This is a genomic window from Scandinavium sp. UTDF21-P1B, assembly GCF_040750395.1.
Taxonomy (GTDB): Bacteria; Pseudomonadota; Gammaproteobacteria; order Enterobacterales; family Enterobacteriaceae; genus Scandinavium.
This window is the reverse complement of record NZ_JBFLVD010000012.1, coordinates 183,978-200,005: the sequence shown is the minus strand read 5'-3', so window position 1 is coordinate 200,005 and position 16,028 is coordinate 183,978. Positions and strand designations below refer to the sequence as shown.

15 protein-coding genes are annotated in these 16,028 nt (G+C 55.1%); 10 read left to right on the top strand and 5 right to left on the bottom strand.

Translation table 11 applies throughout. The features are described from left to right. Window positions 1-163: 163 nt before the first annotated feature. Entirely contained in the window at window positions 164-691 is a 528-nt protein-coding gene (gene ssb1 / locus AB1287_RS09335) for a single-stranded DNA-binding protein SSB1 (RefSeq protein WP_435617601.1), read from the top strand. 96 nt (window positions 692-787) lie between these two features. Here the strand turns inward: ssb1 and AB1287_RS09330 are convergent, their stop codons facing one another. After that, on the bottom strand, window positions 788-1,069 hold the full coding sequence (locus AB1287_RS09330) for a YjcB family protein (protein ID WP_312627567.1): 282 nt from the start codon (window positions 1,067-1,069) through the stop codon (window positions 788-790). 614 nt (window positions 1,070-1,683) lie between these two features. On the opposite strand from AB1287_RS09330, the gene AB1287_RS09325 reads away from it, so the two are divergent. Together AB1287_RS09325 and AB1287_RS09320 are read left to right on the top strand one after the other, a co-directional pair. Continuing rightward, window positions 1,684-3,009, top strand: a complete 1,326-nt coding sequence (locus AB1287_RS09325) for a GGDEF domain-containing protein (RefSeq protein WP_312627568.1) — start codon at window positions 1,684-1,686, stop codon at window positions 3,007-3,009. 306 nt (window positions 3,010-3,315) lie between these two features. Beyond that, the gene (locus tag AB1287_RS09320; RefSeq protein ID WP_435617600.1) at window positions 3,316-4,914 is read left to right on the top strand and encodes an EAL domain-containing protein; all 1,599 of its coding nucleotides are present in this window, start codon (window positions 3,316-3,318) and stop codon (window positions 4,912-4,914) included. Here the strand turns inward: AB1287_RS09320 and soxS are convergent. After that, window positions 4,899-5,228 (bottom strand): superoxide response transcriptional regulator SoxS, encoded by a 330-nt coding sequence (gene soxS, locus AB1287_RS09315; protein ID WP_312627572.1) that lies wholly within the window; start codon window positions 5,226-5,228, stop codon window positions 4,899-4,901. The genes AB1287_RS09320 and soxS overlap by 16 nt on opposite strands. An 86-nt stretch (window positions 5,229-5,314) precedes the next feature. On the opposite strand from soxS, the gene soxR reads away from it, so the two are divergent. The 4 genes from soxR to AB1287_RS09295 all read left to right on the top strand — a co-directional run bounded on the left by soxR (window position 5,315) and on the right by AB1287_RS09295 (window position 10,325). Next, a complete protein-coding gene (soxR, locus tag AB1287_RS09310) occupies window positions 5,315-5,776 on the top strand; it encodes a redox-sensitive transcriptional activator SoxR (RefSeq protein ID WP_312627574.1) in 462 nt (153 codons plus the stop codon). Between the two features lie 267 nt (window positions 5,777-6,043). Continuing rightward, window positions 6,044-6,712: a glutathione S-transferase family protein gene (locus AB1287_RS09305; RefSeq protein WP_435617599.1), complete on the top strand. Its 669-nt coding sequence runs from the start codon at window positions 6,044-6,046 to the stop codon at window positions 6,710-6,712. Window positions 6,713-7,104: 392 nt separating this feature from the next. Next, the gene (gene ghxP / locus AB1287_RS09300; protein WP_312627577.1) at window positions 7,105-8,451 is read left to right on the top strand and encodes a guanine/hypoxanthine transporter GhxP; all 1,347 of its coding nucleotides are present in this window, start codon (window positions 7,105-7,107) and stop codon (window positions 8,449-8,451) included. 227 nt (window positions 8,452-8,678) lie between these two features. After that, window positions 8,679-10,325, top strand: coding sequence for a Na+/H+ antiporter (locus tag AB1287_RS09295; RefSeq protein ID WP_312627579.1), 1,647 nt, complete (start codon window positions 8,679-8,681; stop codon window positions 10,323-10,325). Between the two features lie 96 nt (window positions 10,326-10,421). Here AB1287_RS09295 and murP read toward each other — a convergent pair whose 3' ends face one another. Further along, the gene (murP, locus tag AB1287_RS09290) at window positions 10,422-11,861 is read right to left on the bottom strand and encodes a PTS N-acetylmuramic acid transporter subunit IIBC (protein WP_435617598.1); all 1,440 of its coding nucleotides are present in this window, start codon (window positions 11,859-11,861) and stop codon (window positions 10,422-10,424) included. Window positions 11,862-11,863: 2 nt separating this feature from the next. Next, window positions 11,864-12,775, bottom strand: coding sequence for an N-acetylmuramic acid 6-phosphate etherase (gene murQ / locus AB1287_RS09285; RefSeq protein WP_312627583.1), 912 nt, complete (start codon window positions 12,773-12,775; stop codon window positions 11,864-11,866). A gap of 216 nt (window positions 12,776-12,991) precedes the next feature. Here murQ and AB1287_RS09280 point away from each other — a divergent pair, with 216 nt between their 5' ends. Further along, window positions 12,992-13,846 carry an SIS domain-containing protein gene (locus AB1287_RS09280; RefSeq protein ID WP_435617597.1) on the top strand — a complete coding sequence of 285 codons (855 nt, stop codon included), beginning with the start codon at window positions 12,992-12,994 and terminating at the stop codon, window positions 13,844-13,846. Between the two features lie 7 nt (window positions 13,847-13,853). On the opposite strand, the gene AB1287_RS09275 is transcribed toward AB1287_RS09280, so the two are convergent. Then, on the bottom strand, window positions 13,854-14,741 hold the full coding sequence (locus AB1287_RS09275; RefSeq protein WP_435617596.1) for a LysR family transcriptional regulator: 888 nt from the start codon (window positions 14,739-14,741) through the stop codon (window positions 13,854-13,856). A 102-nt stretch (window positions 14,742-14,843) separates the two neighbouring features. Here AB1287_RS09275 and AB1287_RS09270 point away from each other — a divergent pair, with 102 nt between their 5' ends. Together AB1287_RS09270 and AB1287_RS09265 are read left to right on the top strand one after the other, a co-directional pair. Further along, the gene (locus tag AB1287_RS09270) at window positions 14,844-15,254 is read left to right on the top strand and encodes a CidA/LrgA family protein (RefSeq protein WP_435617595.1); all 411 of its coding nucleotides are present in this window, start codon (window positions 14,844-14,846) and stop codon (window positions 15,252-15,254) included. Then, on the top strand, window positions 15,247-15,936 hold the full coding sequence (locus AB1287_RS09265; RefSeq protein ID WP_435617594.1) for an LrgB family protein: 690 nt from the start codon (window positions 15,247-15,249) through the stop codon (window positions 15,934-15,936). Before AB1287_RS09270 ends, AB1287_RS09265 begins: the two co-directional genes overlap by 8 nt. The last annotated feature ends 92 nt before the right edge of the window (window positions 15,937-16,028 follow it).

The following is a 16,028-nucleotide window of genomic DNA, read 5'->3' as shown; positions in this document are numbered from 1 at the left end:
TGTTTGAATATACAGTATTGGAATGCGCGCTCTGATTCTCTGTGCAATAATGTCGAGTCCGCATGAGATATCTGAAGCTGCTACGCAACTATGCAAATTGCCGCATGGAAATGGTACACTCGCGCGTTTACACTATTAAGAAACGTATTCAGGAGACACGATCATGGCCAGCAGAGGCGTCAACAAGGTGATTCTCGTCGGTAATCTGGGCCAGGACCCGGAAGTACGCTACATGCCGAGTGGTGGCGCAGTTGCCAACATTACGCTGGCTACTTCCGAATCCTGGCGTGATAAAGCGACCGGCGAAATGAAAGAGCAGACTGAATGGCACCGCGTTGTGCTGTTCGGCAAACTGGCGGAAGTGGCCGGTGAATATCTGCGTAAAGGGTCTCAGGTCTATATCGAAGGCCAGCTGCGTACCCGTAAATGGACCGATCAGTCCGGCGCTGAAAAATACACCACGGAAGTTGTGGTTAACGTAGGCGGCACCATGCAGATGCTCGGTGGCCGTCAGGGCGGCGGCGCACCGGCAGGTGGCGGTCAGCAGCAGGGCGGCGGCTGGGGTCAGCCACAGCAGCCTCAGGGCGGAAACCAGTTCAGCGGTGGTGCACAGTCTCGCCCGCAGCAGCCTGCAGCCCCGGCACCGTCTAACGAACCGCCAATGGATTTCGACGACGATATCCCGTTCTGATTATGTCCCGTATTGTCTGACGGACAAATCACATAAAAAAAGCGCTTTCCTTTGGGAAGCGCTTTTTTGTTGGCTTGTACTGCCTGAAGCAGGTTTTTAGCTCACCATCACCGGCCATTCTGGCGGAGTCTGGCTCATTACCTCTATCATCACATCTTTAATGTTGTTCCAGACAAGCGTCATGTCGACAAGAGTGATGCCCAGCAGGCCGGTGGCAAACCAGCAGGCGGCGGCGATGCCAAAAGCGCTGCAAACAACCGCCAGCCCGGCATAGTCGGATTTACGGAACTGAATTTTCAACGTGCTGGCAAGGAACATCAGTACGGCGCTCACGAGCGGCCAGCGCAGGAGAACCATGCCGGTGGTAACAGAAACCATGAAACATACCCTCAAAGAACGAAGCCAGGGATAGCACGACGTGGCTCATCAGGTGTATCACACTCTGGCTATCGGCAGGCATTGATCAACACAATGAAACGATGTTTTACGTTTCATAAGATAATGTGAACTATATCACGTTTGTTCTTTTATTCGCCACTGGTATGGTAAAAAAATTCTGTGGCACCGACCGAAATGTTCTCTGACTTATTGCTATTGAGAATATATTCTTTGCCCGTTTTGAAAGGGGTTAACTGAGATATCAGTGAGATAGCAAACTGTCACGAAAGTTAAGTGGTTGTACAATATTTACATCGGGAAATAGTTGGCTTATGCTTTCTGGACAATATATTTTACTTGCGATCAATCAATCAGCTATTGATTTTATTGGCTATTTTAATATTTTGTAATTCTTTTAAGACAACACACTGTTTTTTTGTTCTCTCTGGCTTACAGATTTATGATTAACCTGTGCTTAATCATGCAAATCAGTATCTGATTTATTCATTGCAGGTTTTGCCCCTAACAAACCTGTGATTGAAGCCATGAAAAAAGAGAAACTACACGCAGCAATTAACGATGCAGAACTTTGCCTGCGCCGGCTGGCCAGAGTTATGCCTGGACTCTCAGCACATCGCTCACTTGCCGATGTGTTGCTGCTTATCCATGATGTCTTTGGCGCACGCCTCTCCTGGATCATGCTGGAGTCAGAGGATTTACGCCATCTGGAAGTGCAGGGCGAACGGCTGACGAGCGACAGCGCTGAACGCCTTCTGGCGGCGCTGCGAAAGCATCAGACGCCGTGGCGCGTAAAATGCTGGCACCGTGACGTCGGCAAGCTGCTTTATTCCGAAGGCAATCCTTTAGCGCAGGAATTAAAATGCGGCGTGCTCTGCCGAATATTTCCGATGCAGGACGATGCCCGCGCTTATCTTTTTCTGGCCTTCGACCAGCCTTTGTTAGCGCCCGCCGTTTTGCGCAGCGTGGCGCAGATCATTGCTGAGAAACTCCATGATTCGATGACGGAAATTATTTCCCGCCAGCGTACCGCCGTCGAATTAAAAAATATTCTTAACCAGTACCGCATGCTTTTTGATAAAGCGCCGGTATTAATGAATTCGTTTGATAAACATAATCGCTGCACGTTGTGGAACGGCGAGTGTGAACGGGTATTTGGCTGGACGCTGGAGGAATTAAATGACCAGCCCGATCCGCTGGCGCTGTTTTACCCTGATCCGGATGTGCGACGACGAGTGAGGGATTCCGTCAATTGTTCTCCCACGCTTGAGATGCACGAATGGTATCCGCACCGCCGTGATGGGGTCGTGCTTACCACGCTGTGGTCTAATATCCTGTTGCCGGATGGTGAGATCATGAATATTGGTGTGGATATTACCGAGCGTAAACGTGCCGAAAATTTGCTGGCGTTTCAGGCGACCACCGATGCGTTGACCCGCTGCTATAACCGATTGGCGATCCTCGATCATCTCCAGCACTGCCTCGATAATTGCCAGACTGAACAGTATGATACCCATTTTGTGATGCTGATGATCGATCTTGATCACTTTAAGCAAATCAACGATCGCTGGGGCCATTCCGCAGGCGACGACGTGCTGGTTTATTTCTGCGAACATATCCGCGGGCAGTGCGATGGCCCACCGAGGCTCGGTAGGTTGGGTGGAGAAGAGTTCCTTTTACTGCTTCCCGTGTCTGATACCGATCTGGCCGTTGCGTTCACAGACAAGCTGCGCGCCCAACTCTGTTCGCAACCCTTTACGATCGGTGAAGTGACGATCAACCTCTCTTTCAGTGCCGGGGCGCTGGCGGTGGCGCAAAATAATCATGAACGCGCGCTGCTATTAAGCCTTGTTGATAACGCACTTTATGATGCTAAACGTACCGGACGCGGTAAAACAGTGGTTGCTTCGCTGACCTCATAATCCGGGAAGCGGGCATCATTTTGCTCAGTACCTGCTATTTCCATTAATAATTTTTGCTTAATTCTGTTTTGCCTGACTTTTAAACAATATTCTTAATGAATGTTTAATAAATAGCTGAATTAATAAAAACGTCGGCACATCTTTTAGTTTGCCTTACGGAAAAATATTATCGTCATAACCCAATATTCGATTTTTGGGGGCAAAAGACGGTTGCTAATGTTGATTGATTCATGCAACGTAATCATCTGTCAGAAAGCGTCCAGCCTGAATATCAGGCACATAAAATGCAGGGATATCAGGCTGAATATGAATCAGAGTGCGCGAAGCAACGTGCTGAGGGGCTTGGGGGTGATCATCGTCGTGCTCCTGCCGGTGATGCTTGCGATTTGGTTTTCGCAGCTCCGCGCCGAGTCTGAAACTCATAGCCAGCTCCAGACGTTTGCCCACATTGCCCTGAATAAAACCGAATCCGTCATCCGCCAGGCCGACCTCGCAAAGGACGCCGCGAAGCGTTATACCGGCGCTATTTGCACGCCTGAACATCAACAGCAGATGTTAAATATCATTCGCGGGCGGCTGTATGTTGAAGATTTAATTTACGCGCAAAACGATCGGTTTATCTGTTCAACGACGGTGCGGCCTAATCAACCCTGGCAGATGCCCGCTCCTGATTACCGACGCAACCCTGGCGTTGCTATTTATTATTACCGTGATACTCCGTTTTATCCCGGTTACAAAATGACCTATATGCAGCAAGGGAATTATGTGGCGGTCATTAACCCTCTTTCGTGGGGAGAGATTGTTTCTGACGACAGCACTCTGACGTTCGGAGTATACGACACCAAAACCAATGCCTTTTTCTCCGTCAGTGAAAATACTGACCCGGCAACATTAAAACCGCTGATCCGCGACGCGGATTATGCCTTCCAGCGCGATGGCCGGTTTTATACCATCGCCCTTTCTGAACGTCGGCCAATTGCTATTATTATTTCGACTTCAGATTCTCGCTATTACCAGAATTTGCGCCACCAGGCGACACTGACATTACCGCTGGGGCTGATTTGCAGCATTCTGATTCTGCTGGTCTGGACCCGTTCGCGGCAGCGCTTTAATTCCCCGAAACGGCTTTTGCAGCGGGCGCTGAATAAACAACAGCTATGTCTGCATTATCAGCCAATTATTGATATCAAAAATAATGAATGCGTCGGTGCTGAAGCATTACTTCGCTGGCCTGGTTTTGATGGCCCGGTAATGAGCCCGTCGGAATTTATTCCGTTGGCAGAAAAAGAGGGCTTAATTGAGCAGGTGACGGACTACGTGGTGGAATCGGTGTTCATTGACCTGGGCGATTTCCTGCAAGGCAATCCACAACTCTATGTTTCGATTAATCTCTCGGCATCGGATTTCCATTCCTCGCGGCTGATTGCGATGATCTCCGATAAAGCTCAGCAGTATCACGTTCGCGCCCAGCAGATCAAAATTGAGGTCACAGAACGCGGGTTTATTGATGTGCCGAAAACCACACCCGTCATTCAGGCGTTCCGCCAGGCGGGCTACGAAGTGGCGATCGATGATTTTGGCACTGGCTATTCCAACCTTCACAACCTCTATTCCCTGAACGTCGATATCCTGAAAATTGACAAATCCTTTGTCGACACGCTCACCTCCAACAGCACCAGCCACCTGATTGCCGAACACATCATCGAGATGGCGCAAAGCCTGCGGCTGAAAACCATTGCGGAAGGGGTGGAAACTGCCGAGCAGGTTAACTGGCTTCTCAAGCGTGGGGTGCAGTTCTGTCAGGGCTGGCACTTTGCGAAAGCCATGCCGCCGCACGAGTTTGTTCAGTGGCAGCAAGGTTCAGCGCCGTGGGATAACCCGAAAGCCGTTCACGCCGAAATCTGATGGCGATAGTCGCTCGGGGTGCGGTCGAACTCCCGGCGGAAGACCCGCGAAAACGTCTGCTGAGACACGTAACCCAAATCCATTGCAATATCAAAAATCGGCCGCTTCGTGGTGCGCAAAGCTTCTGCGGCCATCAGTAACCGGCGCTGACGAATATATTCCCCCAGCGTCTGGTGCATCACCGTGCGGAACATCCGCTGTAAATACCACTTCGAATAGCCGGATTTTCTGGCAACCACGTCAATGTTAAGCGGTTGATCAATATGGTCATCAATCCATTCAATCAAGGTTTCAATGATGTCGTGATGGGACATAAGCAGCCTCTCTCTCACATTTTCGATTCGTCGTTTGGTCTGCGGGCGAGTATAATTCCTCAAGTTAACTTGAGGTAAAGTGCTTTATGGAAAAGAAATCTCCCCGCATAAAATCGCTGCTGACGCCGGGCGAAGTGGCAAAACGTAGCGGCGTGGCCGTCTCGGCGCTGCATTTCTATGAAAGCAAAGGGCTCATTGAAAGCACGCGTAACGGCGGCAACCAGCGGCGCTACCGCCGCGATGTGCTGCGCTATGTGGCGATTATCAAGATTGCTCAGCGTATCGGCATTCCGCTCTCGACCATCAGCGATGCGCTGGGGGTCCTGCCGGAAGGACACAATCTCAGTCCTAAAGCCTGGAAGCAGCTGTCGTCAAAATGGCGTGAAGAACTGGATGAACGTATCCATACTCTGACCGCACTGCGCGATCAGCTTGATGGCTGTATCGGCTGCGGCTGTCTTTCGCATCGGGACTGCCCGCTGCGTAACCCCGGCGATATGCTTGGCGAAAAAGGGCCCGGCGCGCACTTTCCGGAAGAGAACGACTGAAAAAACTAAAGCGCCACAAATGGGCGCTTTAGTTGTTTTCCGGTCTTTGTCTTTCTCTCTATCCCGCTGGTACACGGGAGGGTTTCCCCCGACATCAGTACGCCTCAGTCGATCAAAAGTGGGTAGGAGGTTCCGGTTTGTACTGACACTTTAAGTCTAAGCCTAAGCTCCCTTTTTGCCAGTCAGAAGGGTTTTTTTTTGCCGAAATTTTTCCCGCCTTGCGCCACAGTTCCTATAGTTATTTTGAACAACTGACAGGAGGCAGCCATGCTGACGGTGCATCATCTGAATCTTTCGCGTTCCCAGCGCGTACTCTGGGCGCTGGAAGAACTGGAGCTGCCCTACCACATCGTGCGCTACCAGCGCGAACCGACGATGTTAGCGCCAGAAGCGCTAAAAAAAGTGCATCCGCTCGGCAAATCACCAGTGCTGGAAGACGACGGCATGATCCTCGCCGAGTCGGGCGCGATTCTCGAATATCTGCAGGAATCGCACGATCCGGAGCAGCGCCTGAAGCCGCAGAGTCCACAGGAGAGGCTTCAGTATCGCTTCTGGCTGCATTACGCCGAGGGCTCGCTGATGCCGATGCTGCTGATGAAGCTGGTTTTTGGCAGCCTGGGCAAGCCGCCGGTGCCCATCGGGCTGCGTACGGTCGGGAAAATTTTGGGACAGGGCGTACAGAAGGCGTACCTTAACAAGCAGCTGGCAACTCACGCGGCCTTTATTGAAGGGCATCTGGCGCAGAATACCTGGTTTGCCGGCGAACAGCTGAGCATGGCGGATATTCAGATGAGCTATCCGGCGATGGCGCTGCTGGCGCGAGGCGGGCAGGGCGATTTGCCTCATCTGAGGGCATGGAAAAAGCGGGTTGAAGAACGTCCGGCCTGGCAGCGCGCCATTCAGCAGGGCGGCCCGCTCGACTTTCCCGGCGGCTGATGACGCATCATAAAAACCGATGGCCGGGTGAAATGAAAAGAATATGCCGTAAAATTGTTGCCAGATTGCGCACCGACGATATCGTTTGCGCACACGTTGGCTATTTCTTCGCCGTCATAAGCGAAATTTAGCGAAATGACGTAAACATCAGTTGAAAAGGGCAGCGTAAAAGCCAGATAATCGTTTGCCTTTTTTGCCAGCCCTGGCTTTCTCATGGATAAACCGCAGGGCAGGTCACATTGAACACCGTTTTTGTCTGCGCGGAGTTAATCGTTTGCTTTTTTGTGGCTCCCCTTAGCCGCGATGTAGCACAGGGAGATGACGCTTAGCGGGCAGTGGATTGTCCCTCACGCAGACGGACGAATGATAAAAACTCTCAGGGGATGTTTTCTATGTCTACGCCTTCAGCGCGTACCGGCGGTCTGGACGCCTGGTTCAAAATTTCAGCTCGTGGCAGTACCGTTCGCCAGGAGATCGTTGCCGGATTAACCACCTTCCTGGCCATGGTCTACTCCGTTATTGTCGTACCGGGCATGCTTGGAAAAGCAGGCTTCCCGCCGGCGGCCGTCTTCGTGGCGACCTGCCTGGTTGCCGGCGTTGGCTCCCTGGTGATGGGCCTGTGGGCCAACCTGCCGCTGGCGATTGGCTGCGCCATCTCGCTGACCGCGTTTACCGCATTCAGCCTGGTGCTCGGCCAGCACATCAGCATTCCGGTTGCGCTGGGTGCCGTGTTCCTGATGGGCGTGCTGTTTACCGTTATTTCCGCAACCGGCATTCGTAGCTGGATCCTGCGCAACCTGCCGCAGGGCGTTGCGCATGGCACCGGTATCGGTATCGGCCTGTTCCTGCTGCTGATTGCGGCCAACGGCGTCGGTCTGGTCATCAAAAACCCGCTGGACGGCCTGCCGGTGGCGCTAGGTCACTTCGCAAGCTTCCCGGTGATCATGTCGCTGATCGGTCTTGCGGTCATTATCGGTCTTGAAAAGCTGAAAGTGCCGGGCGGCATCCTGCTGACCATTATCGGCGTTTCCGTTGTTGGCCTGATTTTTGACCCGAGCGTGCACTTCTCCGGCGTCTTCGCTATGCCTTCTCTCAGCGATGAGCACGGTAATTCCCTGATCGGCAGCCTCGATATCATGGGCGCACTAAACCCTGTCGTCCTGCCAAGCGTGCTGGCGCTGGTGATGACCGCCGTGTTCGATGCCACGGGCACTATCCGTGCGGTAGCCGGTCAGGCCAACCTGCTGGATAAAGACGGGCAGATTATCAACGGCGGTAAAGCACTGACCACTGACTCCCTGAGCAGCGTGTTCTCCGGCCTGGTGGGCGCAGCGCCTGCGGCGGTGTACATCGAATCCGCAGCGGGAACGGCGGCGGGCGGCAAAACTGGCCTGACGGCGATCACCGTCGGCGTGCTGTTCCTGCTGATCCTGTTCCTCTCTCCGCTCTCCTATCTGGTGCCTGCCTACGCCACCGCTCCGGCGCTGATGTACGTAGGTCTGCTGATGCTGAGCAACGTGGCGAAAATCGACTTCGCCGATTTTGTTGACGCAATGGCGGGCTTGATCACTGCGGTGTTCATCGTGCTGACCTGTAACATCGTGACCGGTATTATGATTGGCTTCGCGACTCTGGTTATCGGCCGTGTTGTCTCTGGCGAATGGCGCAAGCTGAACATCGGTACCGTGGTGATTGCCCTGGCGCTGGTCGCCTTCTACGCGGGCGGCTGGGCGATTTAAGCCCGTTTCCTGCACGTCAAAACGGGTGGCTTCGGCCGCCCGTTTTTGTTTTTTCTGAGGAGAACAGGGCAGAAGATCTGCGACGAAGAATGCACAAAATGTCATTCAACTCAATGAATCATTTAACTTTTACCATTTTAGGGAACATCCTGTTGTGCTTTGCGATAAGCTGGAAGGCGTATTATCAGACACAGCACAAGAATTAAGACTTCGCAAACAGGGATAGCATGGAAATATTCTTCACAATACTGATTATGACCCTCGTGGTCTCTCTCTCCGGGGTCGTTACCCGAGTTCTGCCCTTCCAGGTTCCACTGCCGTTGATGCAAATCTTCATCGGGGCGGCGCTGGCGTGGCCAACCTTTGGTCTGCACGTTGAGTTTGATCCGGAGCTTTTCCTCGTCCTCTTCATTCCACCGCTGCTGTTTGCCGACGGCTGGAAGACGCCGACCCGTGAATTTATCGAGCACGGGCGAGAGATTTTTGGCCTGGCGCTGGCGTTAGTGCTGGTGACGGTGGTGGGCATCGGTTTCCTGATTTACTGGGTGGTTCCGGGTATCCCGCTTATTCCGGCATTTGCGCTGGCAGCCGTGCTGTCGCCGACCGATGCGGTGGCACTTTCCGGTATCGTCGGTGAAGGCCGCATCCCGAAAAAAATCATGGGTATTTTACAGGGCGAAGCGTTGATGAATGACGCTTCGGGTCTGGTGTCGCTGAAGTTTGCCGTCGCCGTGATAATGGGAACCATGGTGTTCACCGTCGGCGGTGCAGCCCTGGAATTCGTCAAAGTGGCGACCGGCGGCATCCTGGCGGGCTTTATCGTCAGCTGGCTGTACGGGCGCTCGCTGCGCTTCCTCAGCCGCTGGGGCGGTGACGAACCCGCTACGCAGATTGTCCTGCTGTTCCTGTTGCCTTTTGCCTCTTACCTGATTGCCGAACACATCGGCGTATCGGGCATTCTGGCCGCCGTTGCCGCCGGGATGACCATTACCCGCTCCGGCGTTATGCGTACTGCGCCGCTGGCGATGCGCCTGCGTGCTAACAGCACCTGGGCGATGCTGGAGTTTGTGTTTAACGGCATGGTGTTTTTGCTGTTAGGCCTGCAGCTGCCGGGGATCCTTGAGTCTTCACTGGTGGCGGCTGAGGCCGATCCGAACGTGGAAACCTGGATGCTGTTTACGGACATCATTCTGATCTATGCCGCGTTGATGCTGGTGCGCTTCGGCTGGCTGTGGACCATGCAGCGCTTCAGCCAGCGCTTCCTGAAGAAAAAGCCGATGGAGTTTGGCAGCTGGAGCACCCGTGAACTGCTGATTGCCACCTTTGCGGGCGTTCGCGGCGCTATCACGCTTGCCGGTGTGCTTTCGATTCCGCTTCTGTTATCTGATGGCAACGTCTTCCCGGCTCGCTACGAGCTGGTATTCCTGGCCGCAGGGGTGATTCTGTTCTCGCTGTTTGTTGCCGTGGTGCTGATGCCTGTCCTGCTGCGCCATCTCGAAGTGGCCGACCACTCACAGCAGCACAAAGAAGAGCGCCTGGCGCGTGCCGCAACGGCGGACGTGGCGATAGTCGCCATTCAGAAAATGGAAGAGCGTCTGGCTCAGGACACGAAAGAGAATATCGACAATCAGCTGCTGACCGAAGTGAGCTCACGCGTGATTGGTAACCTGCGCCGTCGCGCCGACGGGCGTAACGATGTGGAAACCTCAATGCTGGAAGAGAGCCTTGAGCGCCGCTTCCGCCTTGCGGCGCTGCGTTCAGAGCGCGGTGAGCTCTACCACCTGCGCGCCACCCGCCAGATCAGCAACGAAACGCTGCAAAAGCTGCTGCACGATCTCGATTTGCTGGAAGCGCTATTGATTGAAGATCAGTAACAATACTGAAGCAAACGCAGGCCCGCTAAACACAGTGCCTCCGGGCAAAAAAAGAGCCGCCCTCAGGGCGGCTCAAAGGGGGAAAACAACCGACTGCTATTGCAGGTCGACGTTTTTACTGCCAAAGAACCAGGTCAGCACAAAACCGGCGGCGTAAGAAATCAGGATCCCGGCGACGTACACCGCCATCCCGGCGAAAATCCCCTGTGAAGACGACATCAGCGGAATCGACACCAGGCCTGACGGGCCGAACACGGTATTCAGACCAACCGGCAGCCCCATCCAGGACACCAGACCGATAAAGAACCCACCTACTGCGCCGCCGAAGCAGGCGGTCACGAACGGCTTCAGGCGCGGCAGCGTGACGCCGTAAATCAGCGGTTCACCGATGCCGAGCAGGCCCGGGAAGATGGCGCCTTTAATCTGGGTGCGCAGCATAGAGCCGTGTTTCGCGCGGAAGAACAGGGCGAGCGACGCGCCGACCTGTCCGGCACCGGCCATCGCCAGAATCGGGAACAGAGAGTTGAAACCCTGCGCGTCCATCAGCGCGAAGTACACCGGCACGAAGCCCTGGTGAATACCGAACACCACCGCAATCAGGAACAGGCCCGCGAGAATCGCCGTGCCGAACGGGTTACCGTTCAGGTGCAGGAACAGCCAGGACATCCCTTTGAACAGCTCGCCGCCAATCGGCATGATCACGGTGAAGGTAATCGCCCCGGTAATCAGTAACGTAATGGCCGAGGTAAGGATCATGTCCAGCGAGTCGTGGACAAACCGGCGCACCTGACGCTCAATCCACGCGCCGAGAATACAGGCCAACAGCACGCCAATGATGTTGCCGCGCGGATCGATCGCCAGGCCGAAGAAGTCCTGCATCCCCGCGTAGTAGCCCACTTTGCCTTCCGGCACGTAGCGCAGAATAAACAGCGAAGCGATGATCGCGCCGTTCACGCCCGAGCCGCCAAAGGCTTTCTGGGTGTTAAAGCCGATCAGAATGCTCAGGAAGGTGAACAGGCCGATGCTGAACACCTTCATGTAGGCAATCAGGTCAACCAGCCAGCTGGCAGGCGTAGTGAAAATTTGCTGCAGCAGCGTGGCGATGCCGAGCAGCAGGCCTGCGGCGATAAAGCCCGGGATCAGCGGGGTAAAGATGGTGGCAAACTTGGTTAAAAAGTTATGCACCGCGCTGTTCTGCTTACTCTTCATTTTGGCTTTGTTCTGGCTCGCCTGGGACTTCAGATCGGCTTGCGCTGCCGGCGCCTCGCTTTCGCCGCCTTCGGCTTTCAGCATCTCATTCATCATTTCGCTGGCGGTTTGTGCTTTGCCCGGGCCGAGGATGATTTGCAGCTGATCGTCGCCGTTGATAACGCCGAGCACGCCCGGTACGGCTTTCAGCTGCGCGATATCGGCGGCATCACGGTCACGAAGCGTCAGGCGCAGGCGCGTCATGCAGTTTCCGCAGACGCTGATGTTGGTCTTACCGCCTGCCAGCCGAAGCAGTTGCTCAATCATTGGGGCTGTTATTTTCGCCATGGTTAGTTGCTCCCGATGCCCTGAATGGCGCTGCGAATAAAGCCGTTATTTTTAGCGAGCGTTTCGCCTGCTTCTGCCGCGCTGAGTCCCGCCAGGATCATCACGATGGCGGTTTTACAGTGGCGGTTACAGGCATTCAGCGCAGCTTCGGCGGTGGCGGCATCGCATTCGGTCGCCTGCACCACGATATTCACCTGGCGCTGGAGAAGCTTGGCGTTGGTCGCTTCCACGTCAACCATCAGGTTGCCGAACACTTTACCGGAGCGGATCATTGCACCGGTGGTCAGCATATTCAGGATAAGTTTTTGCGCGGTGCCTGCCTTCATACGGGAAGAGCCGGTCACCACTTCCGGGCCGACCAGGGGTTCTATAGCGATATCGGCCAGCTTGCCAATTTCACTGCCGCGATTGCAGGCGATAGCGCCCGTGGTGGCACCCACGCTGCGGGCGTATTTCAGCGCGCCGATGACGTACGGCGTGCGGCCACTGGCGGCGATACCGACAACCACGTCGCGCTCGTTCAGCGCAAGGTCGCGCAGATCCTGTTCGCCGAGCTGGACATTATCTTCTGCGTTTTCAACCGCCTGCAGAATCGCGGTGTGGCCACCGGCAATCAGCCCCACCACCCTTTCACGCGGCGTGCCGTAGGTTGGCGGGCATTCGCTGGCATCGAGAATGCCAAGACGGCCCGAGGTGCCCGCTCCACAGTAAATCAGGCGGCCGCCGCAGGCGAACGCTTGGGTGATGGCATCGACGGCCTGGGCGATCGCAGGGAGCTGCTCTTCCACTGCCAGTGCCACTTTTTTATCTTCGGCGTTGATCACTTTCAGCATGTCCAGGGTGGACAGGTTATCGATGTTTTCACTCGCCTGGTTGCGGCTTTCGGTGGTCAGGGTGGATAAATCAATTTTCATAACGGCCTCGATGAATAACGTGCTTAATGTTTGGAATAATATATTCCAATAATAAATGCTAAAAGTAATATTTTATCCCATTTGGCGATCTGTGATCTCAGTCACCGTGGGCGGCGTTCATAGTCTGAAACAGGATAAGGGTGTAAAGCCGAAGGGAATGACATAGTATTTTACACCCGGGTGAACCCCCAAAACTAAGCGTCTGGTTATCGACTTATGAAACACATCAATACCATCCTGCATAATAAATCGCTGTTCACTCCCGGCGAGCGCAAGATTGCGGACTTCATTCTTGATAACCCGGGCCGCGTTAAACAGTTCTCTTCGCCGGAGCTGGCGCAGGTGTTGGGCATCAGCCAGTCGAGCATCATCAAGTTTGCGCAGAAACTCGGCTTCAAGGGCTACACCAATTTTAAAATCGCGCTGGTGGAAGAGTGGGGGCAGCAAAGCACCGAACGCAAAAACGACGTTGCCTATATTCACAATGAAATCAACAGTGAAGACACCTTCCCGCAGATAGCGGAGAAACTGCTGCTGGAAAAGCAGCAGGCATTGCGCGATACCACCAACGAGATTGATTTCGCCAGACTTCAGAGGGTCGTGGATCTGATCCGCGTTGCCGGACGCGTGCAGATAACCGCCATTGGCGGGTCGTCGCTGATCGCCAAAGACCTGGCGTACAAGCTGATGAAAATCGGCTATCCGGTAATGCATGAGATGGACAGTCACGTGCAGATCACCGTGGCGCAATCATTGACCGCCGCCGATGTCCAGATTGCGATATCGTTTTCCGGCAACCGGCGGGAAGTACAGGTCGCTGCCGAAGCGGCAAAAGCGCGCGGGGCGAAAGTCATTGCGCTGACTTCCCTGCATCAGTCGCCGCTTCGCCAGGCGGCGGATCTGTGCCTCGATACGCTGGCCGACGGCAGCAAAACCCACAGTTCGTCGATTTCCGTGCGTACCGCCCAGCATACGCTGATTGATTTGCTGTTCGTGTGCCTGCTCCAGCAGGGGGATGAAGGGCGTCGGGAGCTGATTTCTCAGAGCCGGACGCTGGTCGATAAGCTGTAACGCCGGCTCAGCCGCCGGGCTGCCAAAACCCTTCGCAGCACTTGAGCCAGGCCTGTGCGCTGTGGGAAAGGTAAGTTCCTTCACGCCAGATCATCCCCAGCTGCCAGTGCAGCGGGCTGTCGAGGGGGATCCAGCGTAATGTGTTTTTATCGAGCCGCTGGCAAATGGGTTCCGGCAAAATCGCCACGCCCACGCCCGCCTGCACCATTGCCGCCAGAAAATCCCACTGCCCGCTGCGTACCGCGATGCGAGGTTTGACGTCGTGTTCAGAAAAGAGCTGCATCAGCTGGCGGCTAAGAGCGAAGTCTTCGTTGTAAATCAACAGCGGATGCGCGGCCAGCTGCTCGGGGCCGATGGTTTCCATGTTTAACCACTCGCCGGAGCGCGGCACCAGCACGCACAGCGGGTGGCTGAACAATGGCAGCGTGGCGAGACCGCTCTCTTCGTCCACGGGCAGGGCGGTCATGGCCACGTCGAGTTCGCCATTGACCACCGCCTGCTGTACCGTCAGGCCGCCAAATTCGGCAATTTTCAGCTCGACGCCGGGGTAGCTCTGGCGAAAAAGGCTGATTGGCCCGGCCATCAGCATTCCAACCATGGGCGGAATGCCGAGGCGCAAAAGACCTTTATGCAGATGATTGATGTCGCTGAGTTCCGCTTCCAGCTGGCGAAATTCGGTCAGAATGGCCACGCCGCGCTCGAAGACCACGCGACCGGTATCGGTCAGCAGCAGCTTGCGGCCATCCCGAATGAGCAGGGTGCAGTTGAGCTCATCTTCCAGATTTTTCAGCATCTTACTGATGGTGGGCTGGGTGACAAACAGCTTCTCTGCCGCGCGGGTGAAGCTTTGCTGGCGAACCACTTCAACGAAATAGCGCAGCGTTCTGATATCCATGATCATTCCTCAAAACTATACCTTCAATGATTTTAATTCATTTCAGTCGCAGTCGGCGGCTCACTATACTGAGCGCCTTCACTTTTTTCAGGAATTCCTTTCATGGCTGTGGCCTCAGGGCGCGTAACGCCTGCTGTCCTGCATCATCTTCAGGTTCCGGTGCAGGTGGTTCTGTATGCCGGGTTGTTTGTTCTGGCTGAGTATCTGGTGGCGTGGGGGCATCTGCCGCTGCCCGCCAACCTGGTGGGGCTGGTGCTGATGCTGGCGCTGATTATCTGCCGCGTTCTCCCCCTTAGCTGGGTGCGTGCCGGGTCCCGCTGGCTGCTGGCGGAAATGCTGCTCTTCTTCGTGCCTGCCGTGGTGGCTGTGGTTAACTACGCGCAGCTGCTGATGGTCGACGGCTGGAAAATCTTTCTGGTGATCGCGCTGAGCACGATGCTGGTGCTGGGGGCAACGGCGTGGGTGGTGGATAAAGTCTATCGCTTTGAATTAAGCAGGATGAAGCATGAATAGCTTAACGCTGAGCCTGCTGTGCCTCGCGATTACCCTCGGGCTCTATTACGCCAATAAACGTCTGTATCGACGTTTTCGCAAACTGCCGCTGATGCCGCTGGTGTTCACGCCGATCCTGCTGGTGCTGATGCTGATTTTCGGCCACATCTCTTATCAAAACTACGTGGGCGAAGCGCACTGGCTGCTGTGGCTGCTTGGCCCGGCGACGATAGCCTTTGCGGTGCCGGTGTATGACAACCTCGCGGTGATAAAGCGTCACTGGATGTCGCTCGCCGCGGGCGTGACGACTGCGGTGGTTGTCGCGGTGACCAGTTCCGTGTGGCTGGCCCGTCTGTTTACTCTACCCGATGAAATTCAGCGCAGCCTCGCCGTGCGCTCTATCACCACGCCTTTTGCCCTGGCGGCCGCTAAGCCGATTGGCGGACAGCCTGAACTGGTGGCGCTGTTTGTAGTGATCACCGGCGTGTTCGGCATGGCAGTGGGGGATGCGCTGTTTATGCGTCTGGCAATCCGTGAAGGAATGGCGAAAGGGGCCGGGTTTGGTGCCGCCTCGCACGGTGCCGGAACGGCACGTTCCTATGAGTTAGGCCCGCAGGAAGGGGTTGTCGCAAGCCTGGTGATGATGCTTTCCGGCGTCGCTACGGTGCTCGCCGCCCCGCTGGTGGCGTGGGTGATGTTCTGAAAGTCCTCATTGCCGGGTGGCGCTGCGTTAACCCGGCCTGGCTGATTGCAGGCCCGGTTTGTAGGCCAGGTCAGGCGTTAGCCGCCACCTGG